This is a genomic window from Levilactobacillus paucivorans (genome assembly GCF_001437125.1).
In the GTDB taxonomy this organism is placed as follows: Bacteria; Bacillota; Bacilli; order Lactobacillales; family Lactobacillaceae; genus Levilactobacillus; species Levilactobacillus paucivorans.
In genome coordinates this window covers 1-24,007 of record NZ_JQCA01000020.1, presented here as the reverse complement: position 1 = coordinate 24,007, position 24,007 = coordinate 1, and the positions used below count along the sequence as shown (strand labels likewise).

24 protein-coding genes are annotated in these 24,007 nt (G+C 49.5%); 4 read left to right on the top strand and 20 right to left on the bottom strand.

All coding sequences use genetic code 11. The features are described 5' to 3' along the window. Nucleotides 1–40: 40 nt before the first annotated feature. On the bottom strand, nucleotides 41–1,891 hold the full coding sequence (locus tag IV54_RS01000; RefSeq protein ID WP_057877535.1) for a ribonuclease J: 1,851 nt from the start codon (nucleotides 1,889–1,891) through the stop codon (nucleotides 41–43). Nucleotides 1,892–2,107: 216 nt separating this feature from the next. Further along, the gene (rpsO, locus tag IV54_RS00995; RefSeq protein WP_057877534.1) at nucleotides 2,108–2,377 is read right to left on the bottom strand and encodes a 30S ribosomal protein S15; all 270 of its coding nucleotides are present in this window, start codon (nucleotides 2,375–2,377) and stop codon (nucleotides 2,108–2,110) included. Between the two features lie 276 nt (nucleotides 2,378–2,653). On the opposite strand from rpsO, the gene rpsT reads away from it, so the two are divergent. Next, nucleotides 2,654–2,908, top strand: coding sequence for a 30S ribosomal protein S20 (gene rpsT / locus IV54_RS00990; protein ID WP_057877533.1), 255 nt, complete (start codon nucleotides 2,654–2,656; stop codon nucleotides 2,906–2,908). A gap of 72 nt (nucleotides 2,909–2,980) precedes the next feature. Here rpsT and holA read toward each other — a convergent pair whose 3' ends face one another. The 17 genes from holA to pdhA form a co-directional block, all read right to left on the bottom strand. Continuing rightward, entirely contained in the window at nucleotides 2,981–4,012 is a 1,032-nt protein-coding gene (holA, locus tag IV54_RS00985; protein ID WP_057877532.1) for a DNA polymerase III subunit delta, read from the bottom strand. 4 nt (nucleotides 4,013–4,016) lie between these two features. Then, a complete protein-coding gene (locus IV54_RS00980; protein ID WP_057877531.1) occupies nucleotides 4,017–6,269 on the bottom strand; it encodes a DNA internalization-related competence protein ComEC/Rec2 in 2,253 nt (750 codons plus the stop codon). A gap of 2 nt (nucleotides 6,270–6,271) precedes the next feature. Next, a complete protein-coding gene (locus IV54_RS00975; protein ID WP_057877530.1) occupies nucleotides 6,272–6,748 on the bottom strand; it encodes a ComE operon protein 2 in 477 nt (158 codons plus the stop codon). 38 nt (nucleotides 6,749–6,786) lie between these two features. Beyond that, nucleotides 6,787–7,470, bottom strand: a complete 684-nt coding sequence (locus tag IV54_RS00970; protein ID WP_057877529.1) for a ComEA family DNA-binding protein — start codon at nucleotides 7,468–7,470, stop codon at nucleotides 6,787–6,789. A gap of 98 nt (nucleotides 7,471–7,568) precedes the next feature. Continuing rightward, nucleotides 7,569–8,618, bottom strand: a complete 1,050-nt coding sequence (locus IV54_RS00965) for a SepM family pheromone-processing serine protease (protein ID WP_057877528.1) — start codon at nucleotides 8,616–8,618, stop codon at nucleotides 7,569–7,571. A gap of 2 nt (nucleotides 8,619–8,620) precedes the next feature. Then, nucleotides 8,621–9,103, bottom strand: coding sequence for a pantetheine-phosphate adenylyltransferase (coaD, locus tag IV54_RS00960; protein WP_057877527.1), 483 nt, complete (start codon nucleotides 9,101–9,103; stop codon nucleotides 8,621–8,623). Next, nucleotides 9,103–9,663 carry a 16S rRNA (guanine(966)-N(2))-methyltransferase RsmD gene (gene rsmD, locus IV54_RS00955; RefSeq protein WP_057877526.1) on the bottom strand — a complete coding sequence of 187 codons (561 nt, stop codon included), beginning with the start codon at nucleotides 9,661–9,663 and terminating at the stop codon, nucleotides 9,103–9,105. Before rsmD ends, coaD begins: the two co-directional genes overlap by 1 nt. After that, entirely contained in the window at nucleotides 9,660–9,944 is a 285-nt protein-coding gene (locus IV54_RS00950; RefSeq protein WP_057877525.1) for a YlbG family protein, read from the bottom strand. Before IV54_RS00950 ends, rsmD begins: the two co-directional genes overlap by 4 nt. Nucleotides 9,945–9,965: 21 nt before the next feature. Then, on the bottom strand, nucleotides 9,966–11,114 hold the full coding sequence (locus tag IV54_RS00945; protein ID WP_057877524.1) for an FtsW/RodA/SpoVE family cell cycle protein: 1,149 nt from the start codon (nucleotides 11,112–11,114) through the stop codon (nucleotides 9,966–9,968). 149 nt (nucleotides 11,115–11,263) lie between these two features. Then, a complete protein-coding gene (gene typA / locus IV54_RS00940; RefSeq protein ID WP_057877523.1) occupies nucleotides 11,264–13,108 on the bottom strand; it encodes a translational GTPase TypA in 1,845 nt (614 codons plus the stop codon). A 137-nt stretch (nucleotides 13,109–13,245) separates the two neighbouring features. Then, entirely contained in the window at nucleotides 13,246–14,037 is a 792-nt protein-coding gene (locus IV54_RS00935) for an inositol monophosphatase family protein (protein WP_057877522.1), read from the bottom strand. After that, on the bottom strand, nucleotides 14,037–14,333 hold the full coding sequence (locus tag IV54_RS00930) for a UPF0223 family protein (protein ID WP_057877521.1): 297 nt from the start codon (nucleotides 14,331–14,333) through the stop codon (nucleotides 14,037–14,039). Before IV54_RS00930 ends, IV54_RS00935 begins: the two co-directional genes overlap by 1 nt. A gap of 3 nt (nucleotides 14,334–14,336) precedes the next feature. Then, nucleotides 14,337–15,242: a Rossmann-fold NAD(P)-binding domain-containing protein gene (locus IV54_RS00925; RefSeq protein ID WP_057877520.1), complete on the bottom strand. Its 906-nt coding sequence runs from the start codon at nucleotides 15,240–15,242 to the stop codon at nucleotides 14,337–14,339. 178 nt (nucleotides 15,243–15,420) lie between these two features. Then, on the bottom strand, nucleotides 15,421–16,848 hold the full coding sequence (gene lpdA, locus IV54_RS00920; RefSeq protein ID WP_057877519.1) for a dihydrolipoyl dehydrogenase: 1,428 nt from the start codon (nucleotides 16,846–16,848) through the stop codon (nucleotides 15,421–15,423). Between the two features lie 7 nt (nucleotides 16,849–16,855). Further along, the gene (locus IV54_RS00915) at nucleotides 16,856–18,172 is read right to left on the bottom strand and encodes a 2-oxo acid dehydrogenase subunit E2 (RefSeq protein ID WP_057877518.1); all 1,317 of its coding nucleotides are present in this window, start codon (nucleotides 18,170–18,172) and stop codon (nucleotides 16,856–16,858) included. 67 nt (nucleotides 18,173–18,239) lie between these two features. Then, nucleotides 18,240–19,217: an alpha-ketoacid dehydrogenase subunit beta gene (locus IV54_RS00910; RefSeq protein ID WP_057877517.1), complete on the bottom strand. Its 978-nt coding sequence runs from the start codon at nucleotides 19,215–19,217 to the stop codon at nucleotides 18,240–18,242. Between the two features lie 2 nt (nucleotides 19,218–19,219). After that, a complete protein-coding gene (gene pdhA, locus IV54_RS00905) occupies nucleotides 19,220–20,335 on the bottom strand; it encodes a pyruvate dehydrogenase (acetyl-transferring) E1 component subunit alpha (RefSeq protein WP_057877516.1) in 1,116 nt (371 codons plus the stop codon). Nucleotides 20,336–20,611: 276 nt separating this feature from the next. Between pdhA and def the strand changes: the two genes are divergently transcribed. Then, complete coding sequence (gene def, locus IV54_RS00900; RefSeq protein WP_057877515.1) at nucleotides 20,612–21,172, top strand: peptide deformylase; 561 nt, start codon at nucleotides 20,612–20,614, stop codon at nucleotides 21,170–21,172. A 51-nt stretch (nucleotides 21,173–21,223) separates the two neighbouring features. Here the strand turns inward: def and IV54_RS00895 are convergent, their stop codons facing one another. Further along, nucleotides 21,224–21,718, bottom strand: a complete 495-nt coding sequence (locus IV54_RS00895) for a hypothetical protein (protein ID WP_057877514.1) — start codon at nucleotides 21,716–21,718, stop codon at nucleotides 21,224–21,226. A gap of 193 nt (nucleotides 21,719–21,911) precedes the next feature. Between IV54_RS00895 and IV54_RS00890 the strand changes: the two genes are divergently transcribed. Both IV54_RS00890 and rnjA read left to right on the top strand, forming a co-directional pair. Then, nucleotides 21,912–22,130, top strand: a complete 219-nt coding sequence (locus IV54_RS00890) for a DNA-directed RNA polymerase subunit epsilon (protein WP_057877594.1) — start codon at nucleotides 21,912–21,914, stop codon at nucleotides 22,128–22,130. Further along, the gene (rnjA, locus tag IV54_RS00885) at nucleotides 22,127–23,806 is read left to right on the top strand and encodes a ribonuclease J1 (RefSeq protein WP_057877513.1); all 1,680 of its coding nucleotides are present in this window, start codon (nucleotides 22,127–22,129) and stop codon (nucleotides 23,804–23,806) included. The genes IV54_RS00890 and rnjA overlap by 4 nt, the downstream gene beginning before the upstream one ends. The last annotated feature ends 201 nt before the right edge of the window (nucleotides 23,807–24,007 follow it).

Genomic DNA, 24,007 nt, shown 5'->3' with positions numbered 1-24,007 from the left:
AAACGGACCGACGCCTTAGCGGTCTCGGTCCGTCATTTATTTACTTGTTATCCGTGGTTTCAGCTGGTTTAGCTGCCCGCCGGCGTTTCCGATTGCGATGCGCCTTATGATTTGGCTTCTGCGCCTTCGTCGCAGGATCGGGCTTTACAGCTGCCTTAGCCTTTTTAGCCGTTGGCTGTTGCTTAGGCTTAGCTCCCGTCTTTTCCTTGCTGCCACTCCGTCGATGGTGCTGGTTCACTTCCATGATAACCGGCAAGATTACCGGACGACGATGTGTCTGTTCAAAGAGATAGTGACTCAGGTGTTCCCGCACATCTTGTTTCAGGTGGCCCCAATCAAACTCCTTGTTGTCCAAGTTGTTTTGAACGGCCTTGCTGATAATCTCAGCACTTTCCTGCATTAAGTCCTTGTTGGCCTTAACGTAGACAAAGCCACGTGAGGTAATCTTAGGTTCTGCCACAATCTGTTTCTTCTTACGATCAATTGTCACGACCGCGATGAAGATCCCATCATCGGCCAGAACTTTCCGGTCACGTAGGACGATATTCCCAATATCACCAACACCGATCCCATCGATCATGGTGTCACTGACATCGATACCTTCGCCTAGACCAATCTTACCGTTGCTGTAAGTTAACACATCACCCTTGGCCAGGATAAAGATGTGTTCAGCGGGAATTCCCAGTTCCATGGCCGCGTTGGCATGGGCATTCAGTAACCGGTATTCCCCTTGAATAGGCACCAAGTACTTAGGCTTCATTAAGTTCAACATGAGTTGTAGGTCGCGCTTGTAAGCGTGGCCAGAGGAATTCAAGTCATCGGAAATGGCCTTAACCTCGCCCCCGGCACGATAAATCATGTCACGAGTCTGAGCAACCGTGGTGTCCATAGCGTGAGAAGGCGTCGTGGTGATGTAGACCAGATCACCCTCCTGAATGTTGAACGTCTTTTCTTGCTTGTTTGCCATACGTTGGATGGCCTTGATAGGTTCACCCATCTTACCCGTTTGGAGCACAACTGTTTCGTCAGGCTTCAAGCTGTCCAATTGTTCTGGCGTTACTAGCAGGTCATTATCAAAGGACAACTTGCCCAGCTTCATGGCCGTGTGGACAATCTTTTCCAAGTCTTGACCGGTCAAGCAAACCTTACGTCCAGTCTTAGCTGCGGCATCGAAGACTTGTTGAATCCGGAGAATGTTGGAAGCCACACAGGCTACCACAATCCGACCCTCACGATAGTTAAAGGTTTCTTCAATGTCTTCCGCAATGGTCTGTTCGGACGCGTTCATAGCTGGATTTTCCGCATTAGCGGAGTCACTCAGCAGGGCTAAGACCCCCGCCTGACCAATGGCCCCTAAACGCGCGTAATCGGTCTGGTAGCCTGGCTTAGCCGTCTGGTCAAACTTGAAGTCCCCGGTATAGACAATCTGGCCTTCATCGGTCTTCAACACAATCCCCATGGATTCAGGAATTGAATGCGTCGTTGAGAAGAAGGAAACGACTACGTCACCGAAATCGATTTCAGTCTTTTCGTCAACCACGTGGAAATCATCGTAGTCCTTAAGCTTAGGTTCCGTTGCGACGTCAATCTTGGCCAAAGCCACGGTCATTTCAGAACCGAAGACCGGCACATTGAATTCAGTCAGGAAGTAAGGTAACGCCCCGATGGCATCGGCATGGCCGTGAGTTAGGAAGACCGCCACGATGCGATCCTTGTTTTCACGCAGGTAATTCCAATCAGGAATCACCACGTCAATTCCTAATAGCTCATTTTCAGGGTACTTCAACCCACAATCTAAAATATAAATACTACCGTTAACATCGACGGCATACATGTTCTTCCCGTTCTCGCGGACACCGCCGAACGGCATAATCTTGATCTTTGCACTCATAAGTTCACCTCAAGTAAGTTTCTCTACTATTATCTAATTTATTTACGATTAACTCGCAATTACTATTTTCATATGGGCCGTTTAGCCCAGATTCGTCCATGATTAAACTTCTTTCAGTTTACCATACTTTGTGCAATTACAGAACTATGTCGCCAAACCTGATCAAAAAAGGTTCGTTTCCCGGTAATGGGAAACGAACCTCGAAGGCGCGTCGAATTAACGACGTAAGCCCAAGCTCTTGATTAATTCACGGTAACGTTGAACATCGGTCTTACGTAAGTAACTGATTAAGTTACGACGGTGACCAATCTTCTTCATCAAACCACGTTGGGAATGGTAATCCTTACGGTGATTCTTCATGTGCACGTTGATTTCGTTGATATCAGCGGTTAAAACGGCAACTTGAACTTCAGTAGAACCAGTGTCGCCTTCGTGACGTGCGTATTGCTTGATAATTTCGTTTTTCTTTGCTTGACTAATAGCCATGGTAAATGTACCACCCTTCAAAATAAGTGCCCAAAACTGAGTAAACCGTCGGTGGCCGGCGAATCAACTAAGTTAAGGGTTTGTGCTTAGCACAGTTATCTATCATACTTAATTGTCGGCTAAATAGCAAGTCTTTTCCGCGCAATGCCTATCAAGTAAAATTACTTTACATTTATCGACACAACCTATTGCAATCAGTCAGTGGATTCTGTATAATTACATACGTTGAAATTAAGATTTCCGGTACAGGATTTCTCATTCGGAGGTGAAATTTTCATGCCAATTATTAAATCAGCAATCGAACGTGCCAAGACCAACGTCAAGGCCAACGAACGTAACGCCGCTCAAATGAGCGCAATGCGGACTGCCGTAAAGCGTTTCGAACAGGCCAAGACGGCCGGTGCCGACAACGTTGAAGACTTATACCGTCAAGCAAGTGCTGCTGTTGACCATGCCGCTTCAAAGGGTTTGATCAAGCGTAACAAGGCTTCCCGTGACAAGTCACGGATGGCTGCACGCCTTGCCAAGTAATCAATTAATCAACCTGATTAGATGATGCAATCAGGGGGTCGACCTTTTGGTCGACCCCCTTTTTTGTGTCCGCTAAGCGGGACGTTGATTGGCAAATTGCGTCATAAATAGTGAAAATAGCAGTTCTGGTTCTTCTGTCGTGGACTTCATCTGTTGTTCGACCCGAAACAACCCCAGGTAGGCCTGATTGAGATCGGTTAGTTGGAAACGCCGCTGACTTTGCAAGGCTAGCTTGATTCGATAAGGATGTACCTTCAACAGACTCGCCAGCTTTCCTTGGCTGTATCCCTGTTTGGCCAAGACCTTCGATTGAATCAGCAGTCGAAATTGTCCTTGCAAGATGGCATTGATCTTTAGCGGTTCTTCCTTAGCCAGAATCAACTCGCGGTATAACGTGACCGCCCCCGCCGTATCCTTCGCTAAAACCTTATTAACCAGGTCAAAGACGTTCTGTGTGAGTGTCTGTGTCACCAAACCATTCACCGCATCAATGCTGATGGTCTTATCAGGTACCGTGAACAGCTCCAACTTAGGCAACTCACCCATCATCAGGGTTAAATCGGCATCCGTCCGTTGAATCAGTTCTTGTAACGCTTGTGGTTCAATCGTGTAGCCGTCTTGTTTGACCTGATCCGTCACGAACTTCTGGACATCTCTTTCGGTGAAATGCCCAATATCAGCAGTCACTGCCACTTTTTTCAAGAGTTTTGAGACTTTCTTACGGCCATCCAACTTGTCATAGGGTGCGAAGAAAACCAGCACGGTGCTCTCCATCGGTGATGAGAGATAAGTTTGTAAGCTATCCAGATCGTGTTCCACCTTCTGTTTCTTCGTCTCCCCCGTTAAAAAGGCGGGACTGTCGATACAAACCACGCGACGTTCACCAAAGAACGGGGCCGCCATGGCATCGTCTAAGGCCACGGCCAGTGGTACCGTATCCATGTCGTAGCTGGCAAAATTCATGGCCTGCTCTTCAGCCGGAACAACCGCCCGAAAGGCTCGCTTCAGCCGGCGTTGCAAGTAGTCCCCCTGGCCTAGGACCAAATAAACGGGTGCGAGGTCTTTCCCTGTATGTAATTTATTTAAGAGTTCATTAATCGTCAAAACCTTAGTCCCCTTTTAATTTAGTCTGCCATTCCCCGTGTTGTCCCGCAAAGACGTAGCGAATCATCCCACTCGTCTGCGTGCTCACTGCCGGTATCTGGTCGGCTCTCAACCGTGCCAGGGTCTCCGGATTAGGGTGGCCATAGCGATTATGACGACCCGCCGAGATAATCCCCCAGCGTGGCCTGACTTGATTTAGGAACGCGACGCCACTCGCCGTCTTGCTCCCGTGATGTCCTAATTTTAACACGTCCGTTCTTAAATGCGGATCGACTTCTAACATTTTTTGTTCGCCGGCCTGGTCAAGATCCCCCATAAAGAGGAAATTCAAACCACCGTACTGCCCCTGTAAGGCCAACGAATTAGCATTTTCGGCCGGATCCGCCTCGAAAGGATGTCGGACGGTTAAGGGTAAATCACTCGTCGTCTTGATGGGCATTAACGCTGTCGTGGCCTGCCGATTTGCCAACAAATGTTGCCATGCCGGTTCTTTTTCCATCCCCGCCGGTACCAACACCCGTTTGACGCGAAAGGCCTTGAGAATGGCTGGTAAGTCCCCTATGTGATCGGCATCGTGGTGTGTCAGATAGAGGTCATCGATCGTTGTCACCCCGTGGCTCCGCAGATAAGTCACGCTGGTTCTATCGGCAGCATAAGTTACCGGAATTTTCGGAACCCAATGGGGTTGTTGAAAACCCAGATGACCACCGGTATCAATCAGCGAAACGTGCCGGTTAAAGCGCTCGCGAATTAAGATACTATCCCCTTGACCAACATCAAAGTAGGTCACCTCACCGTGCCAGGGGAAATGAATGGCCCCATACATCAGGCCATAACTCATCGCCAACAATCGCAGCAACTTTCGCCGCTGGCCAACAGGTCGGCTGAATACACCCACCGCTAGCCAAATCCATAACCAGCAGACCCACCACCAGGGTTTACCAAAGACGAGATTGCCAGGTAACGTCCCCAGCCAAGTCATCGTCTGGTCGAACCATCCTAATAACGTCGCACATCCGCGACTGACCTCGGGTACCCATGGGAAAATGGCCGTGCCAACGACTGTCAATGGTAGTAACAAGACTGGAAACAAAGGGACCACGAGCCAGTTCGCTAACAGCGTCAGTAGGTGCCATTGAAACAAGCCATTCAGTAAGCTCGGCAGACTGACCAGGGCCAGACCGACCTGTCGCCAAGCAAACGACTCTTGTTCCAACAGAATCAAGACCAGTGACAAGCCGAAGCTCAGCTGACTCCCCAGCTCAAATAACAGGCCCGCGTTACCCATCAAAGCCGCTATCAGGGTCAGAGACCAGGCATCCAGTCCAGTGACCCGTAAACCCAACTGTCGGCCTGACAACTGCAGGCCACGCATGAGGCTAGCCCGCAAAATACTGCCGCCACCGCCAGCCAAGATAAAGTAACCGGGAAGACCGATAATCATCCCCCGTTCCCAGAGATTTCTGGGGAGGCGACAATGAACACACAGCCACTCCACCACGAGTAAAACGAGTGACACGTGCAGCCCGGAGATCGAGAATAAATGCAGTAGTCCCAACCGTTGCATTCCCTCAAGCTCCTGCGTAGCTTCTAACGCCCGATAGCCTGGAAGTAGGCCTAGAGCATACACCTTGAGCGCCCCCGGTAACCGTTGGCAGGCCCGAATCAGGCGGGCTCGCAAACCATGCCACCAGTCTGACCACCACGTTAAGGGTCCCGTCGTGGCCATCAGCGGCGTCACTTGGGCAATCCGCACCTGCTTCACAATACCTCGCCGCGACCAATAGGTTGCGCCATCGAACTGATTAAAGTTGGTTGCTGGCAAAATCCCGGATTGGGTCCCTTGAATATGCCACGACTGGGCATGATCGACCGTTTGCAGACGGTGAAGTTCCTCAGCAGAACCAATTCGCCCGTGAAGAATCAAACGTTCACCAGTAGCCGCGGCTCGTCCCACAAAGGAATAGGTGGCACCGCGAATACTGAGCGCATCCGGTTGGAAGCGAACGGTCAGACTCGCTGGGCTTTCCGTAAAAGCCGACACCAGTCTTCCAGCTAACTGTCGTTGACGGCCCCACCACACACCGCCAATGACGACGAAAACCAGACCCGTTATCACCACGATTCGAGCCGATCGTAAGGTTAATACCCGACCCCAGGCGACAACCACCAAAGCCAACCCCGCCCACGGATGCCCACTCAACGCGACACTCAATGCGGCCAATGGTAAGGCCACAAACAGCCAACGACCGCCCACCGCTATTCTGTGGGGTGTTGATCAACCAACTGACTCAACAAGGCTGGATCAACCGTCACTTGGTTTAAATCGACATGTTTCATCGCGATGAGCTCTCGCGCATAGTCACTATTATGGTAATTTCGCATATACGTAATTTTTTTAATTCCGGCCTGAAGCAACATCTTCGTACACTGGAGGCAAGGAAAATCCGTCACATAAATCTCCGCCCCATCGGTGGCCTCACCGAATTTAGCACACTGCAAGATGGCGTTCATTTCGGCATGAATGGTTCGCACACAGTGGCCGTCTGCCAGCTTACATCCCACGTCGAGACAGTGGCTGTCGCCAGAAACTGAACCGTTATATCCGGCCGCGATCAGCCGCTTATCTCGCACAATGGTTGCCCCTACCGACAACCGATTACAGGTACTGCGAGTCGAAATCACCAAAGCCTGCAACATGAAATAATCGTCCCAAGAAATTCGTTCATTTGCCATCAGAAATCCCTCTTTCTCATTTTGTCTGATTCAGTATATCACGTCGTCAATTGGTCCTGCAGGTTGGCGACCGTCTTGTCACCAAACCCGGGAACTTGGGCCAGATCCTTTACCGATTTAAAGGACCCATGCTCCTCGCGATAGGCCACAATCTTCTGGGCCTTCTTTTCACCAATGCCCGTTAACCGTTGTAAATCCGCCACGGTTGCCGTATTGAGGTTCACAACTGTTGTGGGACCACCGCTCCCTTGGCTGTCCGAAGTGCCACCCGCAGATGTCCCGCTAGTCGCCACTTGTGGGACCTTCTCCCCTTTCAACGGAATATAGAGTTTCTGCTGATCAGTCAGACGAGTGGCCAGATTAATCTGTTGGCGATCGGCCCGTGGCGCCAGCCCTCCGGCCGTTTGAATGGCATCGGCCACGCGCATCTCCGGCCCAAACTGATATAGTCCAGGCTTACGAACCGCCCCTTGGACATCCACAAAGACCCGAGTGTCATGACTACTGGACGCCTGACTGCCCGTTTCCGTGGCCACCTTATGACTTCCAGACGCACTCATGGCCTGCGTTGCCGGTGGAATCTTCGCGGGTAAAGCCGCCACCGGAGACCGGTGTAATAACCCCCAGCCGACCAGTAGCAGCACCATCACAGCCAAGCACCCAGCCATTACCATCCGGGTCCGCAGACTCAGTTCCTGCCACCACATCATCAGTTGTTCCATCTCTCTGCCCCCTTTACCGGTTAATTCCGTAAAAAGAGGCAGAGAATTTCTTTATCACAAAAAAAGTTCCACTCATGTCGAGTGAAACTTCATAAATCCTACTGATGCGTTTTAAGATATTTCAGCGCGTCATCAAAGGTTTGAACTGGCACCACTTTCATATTCGGTGCGTATTTCTTGGCAGTTGCCTTCGCCAATTGATAGTTCGTCATGTGCTTTTCCTCATACTTCAAAAGCAGCTTAGACGGCTTGACGTACGGTGCAAAGAAGACTGTTGCCCCGGCTCGCTTGGCCGTCACAATTTTCTTATCAATCCCACCGATTTCACCGACATTGCCGTCGGCATCGATAGTTCCGGTCCCCGCAATGTTTTGGCCGTGACGCAAGTTCTGCCCCATCAATTGGGTATAGATCTGCAAACTAAACATAAGGCCACCGGATGGTCCACCGATGTTCCCGGGATCAACCGTCACCTTGGGATTGGGTTTCACCTTAACGTTATCCGTCAGAGTGATGCCAATGCCGGCCTTTTTGGTCGGCAATGCCATCAGCTTAGCGGTCGCTTCATGTGACTTGCCCTTCCGTTCATAGGTAATCGTCGCCCGCTGGCCCACCTTTTGTTTCTGAATATAATGTTGATAGCCCGTCATCGAATCAAAGTGGCGGCCATTAACCTTGGTTACCGTATCCCCAACCTTGATCTTCCCTGCAAATGGGGAATTCTTGGCGATGCTGAGAACATAGATCCCCAAATACTGGCGCGTCACGGGTTTCTTCGCCGCCCGATAAGCCGTATAAATCGACTCATTAATCGCACTTTGCATATAGAAATCCTGGACACGATCGTAGGTAGCATTGTCTTGCCCCCCAGTCACGTCGGCAACGTCTTCAATACTGTAATACGGATTAAATTTAGCATAGAGATAAGACACTGGCCGCGCCTGGGCCACCGCCACGGCGGTAATCATATACTTTCCCTTATTCTTATCGGGATGGCCAGGCATCTTCACGAACGTCTTGAGATCATCCGCTTCGCCGGGTCCCTCAATATATTTCGGAAGTGGCAGGAAGAAGAACGCTAGCACCAGAATCGCAATGGCTGCAGTCAAAATTACCTGACGCCATTGTTTACGCGTTAGTCTGAACATGCTCAGTCACGCTCCAATCGGTCTCGTAGCCCCTGCGCAACGGCTGGTGGCACTAAGGCAGACAGGTCACCGCCAAATTGGGCAACCTCCTTTAAGAGACTAGACGAGACAAACTGGTATTGCGGATCCGCATTCAAAAAGACCGTTTCAATCTCTGGTGCCAGGGAACGGTTCATGCCCGCAATCCCCTGTTCGAATTCAAAATCCGTGCTGTTTCGCAGACCGCGAATCAAGACCGTGGCATGATTACCCCGCAAGAAATCCACGGTTAGCCCACTCTCGATTTGGACGCTAACATTATCTAAGTCTTGCGTACTCGTCGTGATAAAGGCCACCCGTTCAGCCGGTGTAAACACCCCACGCTTGGCGGTGTTTTGCCCGACCGCAACGATCACGTGGTCAAAAATCTTGCTAGCCCGAGTGATCAGATCCAAGTGACCATTGGTCAACGGATCAAAGCTCCCGGGAAAAACAGCAGTCGTCATTAGGCTTCACTTCCTAAGGCATAGATTGTCAGTTCGGTAATGCCGTAGTCTCGACGTTCAACAAAATCATAGCCAGGAACATCCTCCGGCAATTTCGCTTTTTGATCAGTTTCACAGACGATCCGCGCATGGGGCTTCAACAGATTCAACTCCCGCAATGTCCCCATCTGTTCCACAATCTTCTGTTGGGCATAAGGCGGATCAAAGTAAACCAGATTAAATTGATCACCCCGCGTGGCCAATTCCTTCAGGGCCCGATTAGCATCCCGCTTGATAATATCAAACTTTTCCGGAGCCTTAGTTACCTCAACATTGTCACGAATGGTTTGGATTGCCGCATACTGGCGGTCAATCAACACGGCCTCATCGATACCGCGAGAGACACCTTCGATACTCAAGCCACCGGAGCCGGCAAACAGATCCAAACTCCGGCCACCATCAAAGTACGGTCCAATAATATTGAACAAGGCTTCCTTGACCTTATCTGTGGTGGGACGTGTCGCCATCCCGGGAACGGCCTTCAATCGTCGGCCACCAAATTCACCTGCTACGATTCTCATTGGTCATCATCCTTTGCTTCAGACGTTGCCACTTCTTCGGCAACGCCATTAAACGTTTCACTAATTTCTGGTCGGTGAGAGGCCACCACCCGTTTGACAAAACGCAAGTGACTAAGTTGATCGGTTAAAGCTGCCACTTGGTCCTGGTTGACATACAGCACAACGTAGCGCATCTTTTTGGAGACATACATCACGGTGCCGTAACGCTTTAATTGACGCGTTTGTTTTAAACTATACGTATAAACAATTAAACTCTGTCGTGGCTGAATTTCAAATGCCATGATTCATCCTCCTTTGTGCAGTTAGGCTTGCCGTTCTCGGTTCTGGCGGGCACTAATATTAAGAACGACACCCATCACTAACGCCAATGTCCAGGTACTTGATCCCCCATAACTGATAAAGGGAAAGGTCACCCCGGTAATTGGCAACATACCCAGCACCCCGCCTAAATTGAAGAGCGTCTGAATAGTCAAATAAGTTGCCGAACCGTAGCAAACCAAACTCTGATAAGCCGAGTGGCTGCGAATACCAACTAAGACTATCCGCATAATGATCGTGAATAATAGGGCAATCAGGATAAGTGCAGTCACTAACCCCAACTCCTCGGCAACAATAGCCATGATAAAGTCGGTGTTTGGTTCGGGCAGATACCCTGTCTTCTGGATACTGTTCCCCCAACCGACACCAAAGATTCCCCCATTACTCAGTGCGTAGTAGGAATTAACCAGTTGTTGCCCAACGGTTTGGGCATGATCAAATGGGTTGATGAATGCCACAAGTCGTAGGAGCTTATAATTATGCACGTGGCCACTCTCAGTGAACTTAACGGCTATTGGGAATACGATCCCAACAATGAAGAGAAAAAGTCCGGAAAAATACACGATGGCCCGTCGATAGTTAAACCCACTTGCAAGACACATAACTAAAATGATAGCCGCATTAATCGCAGCCCCACCCATATCAGGTTGTACAAAGATTAAAATCACAATGATGCAACAAATCAGCACTGGCCGCCACATGGGCACCCACCAGTTTTCTACCTGTAGCTCATCCTGCCGATGATCGATGGCATTAGCCAACCAAATAATCACGTAAAACTTCACAAACTCCGCCGGTTGGATACTGATGGGCCCCAAGTGGAACCAACCAGCCGCCCCATTAATAGTCTGGCCCATTGCAATCAGAAGAAACAATGCCCCGAATGCCAACCAACCAGCTAGCCGAAGGACCGAGCGATTTCGGAGCTTATTAATATTCAATGAAAGCATGAATGCCACAATCACCAGGCCCATCACCACGTAGATGGCCTGCTTGATCAAGTAGCTAACGGGACTCCCCCCGTTTTGTGAGCCAATGTCTGCACTGGCTGAGTACACCATCACAATCCCAAAAAGACTAAGGATCAGATAGGGTACGGCGATGAAATAATCTAAATATTTTAACTTTCGCATACCTTTTGTTCGCTCCAAGTCCACCGTTTTAAAACGGCAATCGAATGTTTACATTATAGCATAGCTCGCCCGAATTTTTTCGATAAAAAAACGGTAAGAAACGCGGTTAACCCGCGATCCTTACCGTTATTAAAATTTTGTTTTAGAAATTACTTCCGTGAAGCAGTCTTCCGCTTCTTGGCAGCTTTTTCACGTTCGCTCGTGTTTAAGATTTGCTTACGTAAACGAACGTGTTCTGGGGTGATTTCACAGTATTCATCTTCGTTGATGAATTCCAGTGATTCTTCCAGAGACATCTTCAATGGTGACTTAACCTTGGCGATATCTTCAGAACCGGCAGCCCGGACGTTGGTTTGGTTACGGCCACGCGTGATGTTGACAGAAATGTCATTGTCACGGCTGTTTTGACCAATAATCATGCCTTCGTAGACCTCAGTACCGGCATCGGTAAAGATGATCCCACGGTCTTGAACGGCCATGATGGCATAAGTCGTCACCTTACCAGAGTTGATAGAAACCAAAGTCCCGTTGTGACGACCTGGGTTCCAGTTCTTGATAACTGGCAAGTACTTGGAGAAGGTGTGGTTCATGATCCCGTATCCACGAGTCAAGGACAGGAATTCAGTTGAGTAACCGATTAACCCACGAGATGGGGCTAAGAAAGTCAAACGAGTCTGACCGTTACCAACGGCTTCCATGTTCTTCATTTCACCCTTACGTTGTGAAAGGGTATCGATGATTGAACCAGTGTATTCGTCAGGGGTATCAATTTGAACAGATTCAAACGGTTCACAACGAACGTTGTCGACTGTTCTGTAGATAACTTCTGGACGAGATGCTTGTAATTCGTAACCCTCGCGACGCATCGTTTCGATCAAGATGGACAAGTGAAGTTCACCACGACCGGAAACGACCCAGGCACCAGGATTGTCGGTGTCATCAACACGTAAAGAAACGTCGGTATGCAGTTCACGCTTCAGACGTTCTTCGATTTGACGAGACGTCACAAACTTACCTTCACGACCGGCAAATGGGGAGTCGTTCGTCCGGAAAGTCATTTGCAGCGTAGGTTCGTCAATCCGTAAGATTGGAAGTGGCTCTGGGGTGCTAGGATCAACCACCGTTTCACCAACGTTGATTTCATCCATCCCAGAAACGGCAATCAAGTCACCCGCTTGGGCTTCGTTGATTTCCAAACGCTTCAGACCGAAGAAACCAAATAACTTGGTAACCCGGAAGTTTTGCTTAGAACCGTCCAACTTCATAACGGAAACGCTATCGCCGACCTTAATCTTCCCACGGAAGATCCGGCCAATCCCGATACGACCAACGAAGTCGTTGTAATCCAGCATGGCAACTTGGAACTGTAAAGGTTCATCGGTGTTGTCAATTGGTGCTGGAATGTGCTTAACGATGGTGTCAAAGATTGGCTTCATCGTGTGTTCTTGCGTGTCCAGTTCTGGATCGTAGCTGGAAGTCCCGTTCATTGCTGAGGCGTAAACCACTGGGAAGTCCAGTTGGTCTTCATCGGCCCCTAATTCAATAAAGAGATCCAAAACTTCGTCCACAACTTCAGAAGGACGGGCACCTGGACGGTCAACCTTGTTGATAACAACGATTGGCGTCAAGTGTTGGTCCAAAGCCTTCTTCAAAACGAAACGCGTTTGTGGCATCGTACCTTCGTAGGCATCGACAACCAACAGAACGCCGTCAACCATGCGCATGATCCGTTCAACTTCACCACCGAAATCGGCATGTCCTGGGGTATCCAAGATGTTAATTTGCTTGTCGCCATAACGAACGGCAGTGTTCTTGGACAGGATCGTGATTCCCCGTTCCTTTTCGATTGCATTGGTATCAAGAGCACGGTCCTCGATTGACGCGTGTTCATCCAACGTATCGGATTGTTTCAGCATTTCGTTAACCAGGGTCGTCTTCCCGTGGTCAACGTGGGCAATGATGGCAATGTTGCGGATATCATCTCTGATTTTCAAGTGTATTTCTTCCTTTCGTGCTTGGTGAATTAGATGGATCATAGCATGCTTACATCAGTAAGTACGCTTTATTGTAGCGTCAATGGTCGGCAAAGTCCATCCAAACCGGCCGGCCGCATAAAAAAACTGTGACAGTGTCACAGTGAGACGTCATCTTCTTCAATTTGGAGAATATCACGTTGCGCTTTTTTCGTCGCTACTAGTACAAGGTTAGATGATAGCATATCGAGCGGCCGCCCGTCAATAGTTGAGACCCGAACGTCCAAACAATTCAGGAGAATCTGACCGGCTGCAATATCCCATGGTTTCAGGTAAGAAATATACCCCACCGTCTTCCCTAACAAGCAATTAATGATTTCGATCCCGGCACTACCGTAGATCCGCATCCCCGAACTGGCATGAACAATGGCCTGCATGTGGGCAATGTCGTGAATCACGATGGGCGAGCTGGCCCCCATAAGGCCCTCAGCCAACGGCAAATCCATGGGCGCCGTCAACTGGTCTTGATTGGCCCAAACGCCGTCTACGGCTTTCCCACCATGATACAGGACGTTCTTCATGACATCGTAGATAAAGCCCAGTTGACCCACGCCATCTTGGTAAATCCCAATCATCATGGCAAAATTATCATGCTGCTTCACAAAATTCATAGTGCCATCGATGGGATCGACGATCCACACCCGCCCCTTCAGACTGGTCAAGCGATCGCCAAAACCCTCTTCACCTAAGATATGGGCCTCGGGGTCAAGCCGCCGAATCTCACTGACCAAAAACTGTTCGTTCTCGCGATCCACATTGGTCACGAGATCCTTGCGGTTGGTCTTCTCCGCCACAGTTAAAGGTGACGCCATGCGATCGAGCACCCGTTGCCGGGCCGTTTGCAGCACAGCCATCACGTCACGGTTCAATTGTTGCCAATCCTGTGTCATTACCGCCGGGCCTCCTGCATCTTGATTTTGCCACCCTGTTCTCTGGCCTGCTTAACGGTCCGGTAAATGCTGTATCCGGACACCTTTTCAAAGTCTCTGCCGAGTTGCTTTTCTTCAAACTTTTGCGGCACCACCGTTTGAAATGCCCGATAAGCCGCGATAATCTCAGCTGCCGGAACCCCTTGACTCAGTTCATACGCGTCTTCCACACGCTGGTAGAGGGCCGTAACCGCCACAATATCTGTCGTGGACCAATCTGTTTGCAATGGATATTCATAATTACTATTCGACTTCACCGGTTATTTTCCCTCCGTTTGTTGTCCTTCAATTTGTTCAATTTCAGTTCGAATCGCTTTAATCTGAGCTGCAAATGCCTGCTCTTCATCTTCGGAAAGCACCAAGTTGGTCAGGTGTTTGACTCCTTTCTTCCCGACCAACACCGGCGTAGCCGCCGCATAGACGGGGTCTTCCTGATGAATATTGGTGACCGAGGCAATCAGCGGTTGATCGGCAAAGTTCGCCTGTAGGAGGCGAATCAACGCCATGTCACGCAAGGTGGCCTGATCACCGGCCGCCTCTCGTTCGAGCCAGCTGCTCATCTTACCCAAATCATCGGCATCAAAGTTGGCATCGGCATTCGCCAAGTACATCAGAATTGGCGCTGGTCCCACATAGGTTCGGCTCCAGGCCGCGATGGGCTGACTAGCCGTGCCGACGACAGCTGCCTGAATCACGGCAGCCCCAACGCCCAGGCGCTCGGCCAAGCGATAGGTCAACAGTCGGGTTAACGGATAAGTCCCCAGCCCCCAGATTTGACTGGCTGGTAATCCAGAGAATTTCCAGGCAAAGTAGGCCAAAAGTTCATCCTGCTCCCCGGAGAACACGAGTTGTCCATCGAACCCATTTTCAACAATGCGCTTGATTAATAAGCGTAATTCATCAACTCGCGACTGCAAGGTGGCGTCCTTTAAGTTGCGGTCAAGCACCACCATCCAGGTCGCTTGACCATAGTCGCTGGCCGTGCCTACCCGAATACTCAGATGAGGACACAAGGCACTGGCCACCACCAGCGACTGATACCGCGGTGTGTCCGTTGTCGTATTCGGCATAACTACACAATCAAGTGGCAGATCAGTGATCAGAAGCTGCTGTAACAGCTGACTGGCTTGATCAAAATTGCCTTGAATCAGTAACGTTGGGTTCATGGTGACCCTCCTTTAAACCGTCATATTTAAACCACATAGTTCCATTATAAGTAAAGGGTCCCGGATAGCAAGCGCAACTACTTTAGGAATGTTCTTCATCACAACGTCCTAGCCACGCAAAAAAGCGAGGAACCTAAGCTCCTCGCTTTTCTGTAAAGATAGAGTTGTCGCTCGCCCACTAAATGTGGGTTGGGAAGCCTAACGCAATATCGGCAGCTTCTTGAATGGGTTCATTTAACGTTGGGTGTGGGTGAATCGTCAAGGCAACATCCTCGACGTTCATCCCCCCATTAACGATTAAGGATAATTCACCAGCTAAGGTGCTGGCTTCAGGTCCCACGACTTGGGCCCCAACGACGTTTTGGTTCTCATCATCGGTGTAGACGAACCGAACGAAGCCATCCGGTGCATCCAGTGAGACGGCCCGAGCATTCCCAGCAAATGGGAACTTCGAGGTCTTCACCTTCAAGCCCTTATCCTTAGCTTCTGCCTGAGTGTAGCCCACGGTGGCTAACTCTGGATCGGCGAAGCAAACGGCTGGCACACTGGTCCAGTCATTAGCGGTCTTCTTACCAGAGATGGCACCGGCGGCTGTCTTACCTTCGGCGAAGGCCTTGTGAGCCAAGGCGGCACCAGGAACGACGTCACCAACCGCCCAGATGTGTTCTGAAGCGGTGCGACCCTGTTGGTCAACTTCGATCAAACCACGCTTGTCTAATTTAACCTTGGTGTATTCGAGACCCAGCGTGTCGGTATTTGGCCGACGACCAACAGTAACCATGCAGTAATCTGCCTTGATCGTGGTTTCCTTGCCGTCAACCGCATAGGTGACCGCAACGCCTTGATCGTCTTGACTAGAGCTCTTGGCCATCGCATTCGTGATAACGTCGACACCTTTCTTCTTTAACTTCTTGAGGACAACAGCAACCATGTCCTTTTCAAAGTTAGGCAGAATCGAACCCGTTCCTTCGATGATGGTGACGTGGGCCCCTAAGCTGGCATAAGCCCCAGCTAATTCGGTTCCGACGTAACCCCCACCGATCACCACGAATTCCTTAGGCACTTCTGGCAAGTTCAGACCACCAGTGGAATCCACCACACGGCCTTCGAACTTGAATCCAGGAATTTCGATAGGATGACTCCCGGTAGCGATGATGATGTTATTAAATTCAAACGTCTGACCGGTATCAGTCGACATAAACTGCTTTTCACCGGTTGGCATGACCCGCAGTTGGGTATCACTGAGGAAGACCGCTTCGCCGTTAACCACGTCGACATGGTGCTTCTTCATCAGCATTTTAACCCCGCTGGTCATCCGATCAACGACCTTGGTTTGTTTCCACTGCTGCGTTTGCTTGAAATCAATCGTCGCTGCTTGCGTCGAAATCCCATAGGTCGAGGCGTCTTTAGCCTGTTCCAAACGGTGACCCGCCTGAATCAATGCCTTGGAAGGCACACAACCAACGTTGAGGCAGACACCGCCCAGCGTATCGGACTTTTCAATCAACGTAACTTTTTGGCCTAATTCAGACGCGCGAATCGCAGCGACATAACCGCCGGGGCCGGCACCAACAATGACGGTATCCTTTTTTTCAACATCTGCCATATTCCTGTCATCCTTCCATTAAGAGCATTTCTGGATCATGAAACAAGGCTTTCAATTCATTCAAGATGTTTTGAGCCAAGGCCCCATCGATTAACCGGTGGTCATAACTCAATGATAACTTCAACATACGGCCAATCACGATTTGATCATCTTCATTGACGTATGGTGCTTTTTCAATTCGGCCAACCCCTAAAATAGCTACTTCAGGTTGGTTGATGACTGGCGTGAACCAGCCCCCACCGATCGACCCAACATTACTAATCGTAATCGATCCGCCGGCCATTGACGCTGGTGATAACTTGTTGTCGTAAGCCGCTTGACTGTTTTCAGAGATTTCCTTCGCAATCTGGAACATCCCTTTAGAGTCCGCGTTCTTGATGTTTGGCACGTACAGACCGTGTTCCGTGTTCGTGGCAATCCCAATGTTGTAGTAATGCTTCGTGACAATCTCTTGCGTAGTGTCATCAATCGAGGCATTTAACTCTGGGAAGTCCTTCATAACAGCAACCAGGGCCTTCACGATGTATGGCAAGAAGGTTAAGTGAATGTCGCGGTCGGCGGCAGCCTGCTTGTACTTCTTCCGGTTAGCCATCAGCTTGGAAACTTCAACTTCATCAAATGACGTGACATGTGGCGCAATGTCTTTAGAAGCCCGCATACTCTTGGCAATGATCTTCCGCATTGGGGACATTGGTTCACGCGTCTCCAATTCTGGACGATCGGCGTTCCAAGGCTTGATAGCCTGGCCCGTGGCCTTAGTCGCAGCTGGTGCACTCGCAGCAGCCTTAGCAGGGGCAGCAGCTGGTGCAACGGCACCGTTAAAGTTATCGATGTCGGCCTTCAACACTTGCCCATGGTTCCCGGTTGGGGCCACCTGAGTAATGTCGACGCCCTTGTCGCGAGCATACTGCCGAACTGAAGGCATCGCCATCACGAGCTTATTCGGATCGGAAGCGGCTGGGACACCCGTTGGGGCAGCGGCCACCGGTGCCGGACTTGCAGCTGGTGCTTCTGGTGCTGGTGCTGATTCTGCTGGCGCAGCATCTGCAGCGGCATCACCCTTACCTAAGTCAGGTGGGGTGTCAGACCCGTCGTCAATCACGATGAGTGGGTCACCAATTTCAACGGTGTCCCCTTCCTGTGCGACGATCTGAGCAACCTTCCCGTCAACTGGGGATGGTAATTCTGAAACTGACTTATCGTTTTGGATTTCGACTAATGTGTCGTCTTCCTTAACGGTATCTCCTTCTTTAACAAGCCATGAAGAAATTTCGCCTTCGGCCATTCCTTCACCAAGCTCAGGGAGTTTGAACGTATAAGCCATGGGAAAACTTCCTTTCTTTCATTAGAATACGAATAATCCCACATTAATTTCTTTTTAAACGGGAATTTTAATAGTTAAAGATTTCACGTGCTTTGGCTTCGACATCGTCCGCATTTGGAATCCAGTCATTTTCAGCCTGGGCAAATGGGTAAACGCTATCTGGCGCCGCTACCCGGCCGATTGGGGCATCCAGAGACATAATCTTCTCTTCGGCAATGTCGGCGGCAACCGTCGCCCCAACCCCGGCCATCCGTTGGGCTTCTTGGACAATAACCACTTTGTGGGTCTTGTCGATAGAAGCAAAGATGGTCTCGGTGTCAATTGGCGACAAGGAACGTAAGTCAATGACTTCAGCCGAGATATTATCCTTAGCCAACGCATCGGCGGCCTTCAAGGATTCATTCACTTCGGCACTGTAGGCCACGATCGTGATATCAGTTCCTTCACGAACCACCTTAGCGGAGTCTAACGGAACCGTGTACTTTTCATCGGGAACTTCAGCCTTCATTGACCGGTAGAGCTTCAAGTTTTCCATAAAGAGCACTGGATCGTCACTTTCAACGGCCGAGATAATCATTCCCTTAGCATCGTATGGATTGGCAGGAGTCACAACCCGCAACCCTGGGGTACTGGTGAAGTAGTTTTCCAAGTTATCGGCATGCATTTCGGCGGTATGTGTTCCCCCACCAAATGGGGTCCGGACCGTCACAGGGAAGTTCTTTTGTCCTCCAAACCGGTAGTGGTCACGAGCTAATTGACCAACAATCCCATCCATAGCTTCGAACGTGAAGCCCATGAATTGAATTTCTGGAATTGGCCGCCAACCGGTCAGTGATAACCCAATCGCTAATCCAAGAATCCCGGATTCGGCTAGTGGCGTATCGAAGACTCGATCTTCACCATACTTGTCTTGCAGGCCAACGGTAGTCCGGAAGACCCCACCGTTCTTACCCACGTCTTCACCAAAAATCAAAGTCTTTGGATCGTCGTTCAAGACTTGATCCAAACCGGAAGTGATCGCTTTAATATATGTCATTTTAGCCATGATTACTTCGACTCCTTTGCTTCGAATTCTGCAATTTGCTTCTTAACAGCCGGCGTTGGCACGTTGTACGTCCACTTCAAGAAATCGGAGACCTTCTGTGCAGGTGCAGCTTCTGCTTCCTTCATTGCTTGTTTGAAGTCATCTTTATAATCGGCAACTAATTTGTCTTCTTGATCCTGTGACCAAACTCCCTTATCGGTTAACACTTTACGTAACCGAATCAGTGGGTCAGCATCGAACCAAGGCTTTTCTTCTTCTTTAGTCCGGTAACGCGAAGGATCATCCCCTGCTGAGGAGTGCGCACCGTAACGGTAAGTTAAGGTTTCAATCACAACGGGGCCATTGCCGGCAACGGCAAAGTCTCTGGCAGCCTTAGCAACTTCGTGAACCGCCACGATATCCATCCCATCAACTTGGACGGAAGGAACTCCCATGGCAACCGCTTTTTGAGCCAGTGTTTCCGCCGCGGTTTGTTTGTAACGAGGCACTGAGATTGCCCAACCATTGTTTTGAACAAAGAAGACTGCGGGTGCCTGGAAGGCACTGGCGAAGTTAACCCCTTCGTACCAGTCCCCTTGAGAAGTCCCACCGTCACCAGTATAGGCAAAGGCCACACGGTCTTCATCTTTGTTCTTCTTAATACCCAGAGCAACACCGGCGGTTTCAACGTATTGAGCCCCGATGATGATCTGAGGGAAAATCATATTTGGATTCGGGTGTTGGCTTCCTTCAACATGCCCCTTGGACCACAAGAATCCTTTAGCAACGGTCGTCCCGTGCTGGATCATTTGTGGCAAATCCCGGTAGGCAGGTAACAGAAAGTCTTGTTCCTTAAAGGCAGTTACACTCCCCATCTCACTGGCTTCTTCACCAGCGGTTGGCGCATAGAAGCCGAGGCGACCTTGACGAGAAAAGTTCATGGTTTGTTCGTGCAATGTCCGTTCCCAAACCATTTTCTTCATAAAGTCTACCAGTTGATCATCTGAATACTTCGCAAAGATCTCCGGATCAACCACCGTACCCTCCCGGTCAATGACTTGCACCGGGTGCTTATACGGATCGGCCATCGTAGCTTTGATTTTGGCAAAGTCTACAATCTGTTTGCTTCCATTAGCCATAAGTAACACTTTCCTTTCACTTGATATGAAATTGTTAACAAGAGTGAGCTAACTGTGCGTTTCCTGACTACAGTTATAAAGTACCATTTTTTCACACCTCTTGCAAGCCCTTTCATTCATGTGAATAAATGGTTTGTGCTGCTTTTCACATTGTGCTTATGATCGTCTGTTTTCTCGATTTTTTAACTCAAGAAACCATTTTCTAACCGTTTCATTTTCGGGTGGTTGTATGTTAAAATACAAGATAATTATGATTAAATTTCGGAGGTAATGCTCGTGTTTCTCATGAAAGATATTGTCAGAGACGGTGACCCCGTTCTACGTCAAGAAGCCGCAGACGTCGTGTTCCCCCTCTCTGAAGAAGACCAACAACTCGCCAAGGATCTCATGGAATACCTCGTGGTATCTCAAGATCCCGAACAATGTAAGAAGTACGGCTTACGGGCTGGCGTTGGCTTAGCTGCCCCTCAAGTTGGGGTTTCCAAGAAGATGGCTTCCGTCCTGGTACCAGCTCCAGAAGAAAACGGCAAGTCACCTTTCACGGACGTCATCATCAACCCCGTCATCGTGTCGGAATCCGTTCAACAGGGTGCTCTCACCGAGGGTGAAGGCTGTCTCTCCGTGGATAAAGACGTTCCCGGTTTCGTTCCCCGTCATGATCGCATTACGTTGCGGTACTACGATGTGAACGGTGAAAAACATCAGGTCCGTTTGAAGAACTACCCGGCCATTGTTTGCCAACACGAGATTGACCATCTTCACGGCACGCTCTTCTACGATCACATTGACAAGGACCAACCATTCGGTCGCGATGAAGACACCATTATGATTGACTAAACGGCAAAAGCTCCAAGGATTTCACATCCTCGGAGCTTTTTTGTGCGCTATTTACATAGCCGGATCATTTAATTTCTTTAAATCTTTTAAATATTCAACCGTGGATTCATTCATTAAATAGGCAACGTCTAAGTGCAAGTGATTCTCATATTCCCAAATATCACTCACGATGAACGCTGACCCCGTTCCCACCGACTTAATCTGATGGTCGGCACTGTAACTGGCCAGCGCCACATTCAAGGTTCGCTCTAATTCTGGCAAGCGGCGTTCGGTGTCCATAGCCGCGGGTAGACTGTACTCAAACGCCATGACCCCCCTGCCCCACACGTCGGCCACGGTTTCGGCCCGTTGAATCTGGGCCTCGTCCTCGCTGAGAACCTGGTCATTAACCAGCCGCTGTAAGGCGGCCTTAACTGCCATATCAGTATCGTCCTGAGCCGATCGCCGGACAATCCGGGTTGCACGTTGGACAATCATCCGGTGAATCATTTCGTAAACTACAATGGCAATGATAATCCCAATGATTATTTCTATTATTAATGCCATGGCGTCTCCTCCGTTCACTTCGCGTTAGCTTAATCATAGCATGTTTTTCGGTCTAGGGGTAATTCTATACAATCACCTGAAACTATGCTAAAATTGTGCTAATTGTTGTGTAAGCAACCCGCAGTTCGGAAGGACATAAATGATTCACTTCTCCAATGGTGAATTAAATTATTTTTTTAAAGGAGTTTTGTCAGTGATTTATAAAGTTTATTATCAAAATGATAAAAAACGGAATCCTAAGCGCGAGGAAACCCATTCTCTCTACCTGGAGGCGGACACCGAAGTTGAAGCCCGTGCCCAAGTTGAGGCCCATACAGACCATAACATCGAATTCATTGAAGCCATGGAAGGTAAGACCCTGGCTTACGAACAAGAGAATCCGAATTACAAATTAACGGAGTTCACTGAATGAACAAGTTAAACGTCAAAAATAACGAGACCGCTATCTTTGGCGTGGGTGGACTTGGTGAAATTGGGAAAAACACTTACGGTATTCAATTTCAAGATGAAATTATCCTGATCGATGCCGGAATCAAGTTTCCTGAAGACGAACTATTAGGGATTGATTATGTCATCCCCGATTATCAATATCTCGTTGAAAACCAAGCCAAGATCAAGGCGCTAGTGATCACCCACGGCCACGAAGACCATATTGGCGGTATCCCGTACCTACTCAAGGCCCTTAACGTTCCGGTTTATGCCGGTCCGTTGGCCTTAGCGTTGATTAAGAACAAGCTCGAAGAACACGGATTACTTAAATCGACTGAGTTACACACAATTGACGATGATACTGTGCTGAAGTTTCGGAAGATGAGTGTCACCTTCTTCCGGACCACCCACTCCATTCCCGATACCTTAGGGATTGCCGTGCACACTCCGGTCGGCACCATCGTGGAAACTGGGGACTATAAGTTCGATCTGACGCCCGTTACCAACCAGCCGCCTGATCTTCAAAAGATGGCCAAGTTGGGAGCCGACGGTGTTTTGTGCCTGATGTCTGATAGCACGAACGCCGAGCGTCCAATTTGGACCAAGTCTGAGAAATGGGTCGGCAAGTCAATCCGTAAGATCTTTGATCAAGTCGAAGGCCGAGTAATCTTCGCCACCTTCGCTTCAAATATCTCCCGGATTGAAACTGCCTGTGAAACTGCCCTGGCTCACGGTCGTAAGATCGCGGTCTTCGGTCGTTCCATGGAAGCGGCGATCGTTAACGGTCGTGAATTGGGCTACTTGAACATCCCTGACGAAGCGTTAGTCGATGCCAATGCCATTCGCTCCCTACCGGCCAACAAGGTTATGATTCTTTGTACCGGTTCTCAAGGTGAACCGATGGCGGCCCTTTCCCGGATCGCCAACGGAACCCACCGTCAGATTTCAATCCAACCCGGTGACACCGTCGTCTTCTCTAGTAACCCAATCCCTGGTAACACGATTTCCGTGAACCGGGTGATTAACGAACTGGAAGAAGCCGGCGCTAACGTCATCCATGGGAAGGTTAACAACATCCATACCTCTGGTCATGGTGGTCAAGAAGAACAGAAGCTGATGCTCCGGCTGATGCAACCGAAATTCTTTATGCCAATTCATGGGGAATACCGGATGTTGAAGATTCACACCGAATTAGCCGAACAATGTGGCGTGCCCCTCGATCACAGCTTCATCCTCCAAAATGGGGATGTCTTAGCACTGACTAAGGACTCCGCCCGGGTTGCGGGCCACTTCAGTGCTGGTGATGTCTACATCGACGGTTCCGGAATCGGTGACATTGGCAACGTCGTCTTACGCGACCGTCAATTGCTTTCCGAAGAAGGACTTGTGGTGGTGGTTGCAACTATCGACCTGAAGAACCAAGAAATCAAGGCCGGTCCCGACCTCCTCTCACGTGGGTTCGTTTACATGCGTGAGTCCGGTGAGTTACTCAATGAAGGTCGTCGTCGGGTCTTCCAGACGATTCGCAGAGCCATGCGTAATCCGAAGGCAACCGAGGCTTCCATCCGTAACGCCGTCATTGATGACCTTCAAAACTTCCTCTTTGCGAAGACTGAACGTCACCCAATGATTTTACCCATGTTTATTATGACTAAGTAATTTAGACGCTATGCCAACTGTTGTTGGTAAAGTTCATATGAAGGTAGCTTGATCGCCGTGATCAAGCTACCTTTTTTTCTGCTTTTAGGCCGGGCTGTGGACGCTAAAGACATAAGAAAACTGTTGTTGGTAATCAAGAAATAATCGGGTCTACACTTTCTGGTATTGGTGAATAACTAATACCGGTTTTTTGTCTGTTTT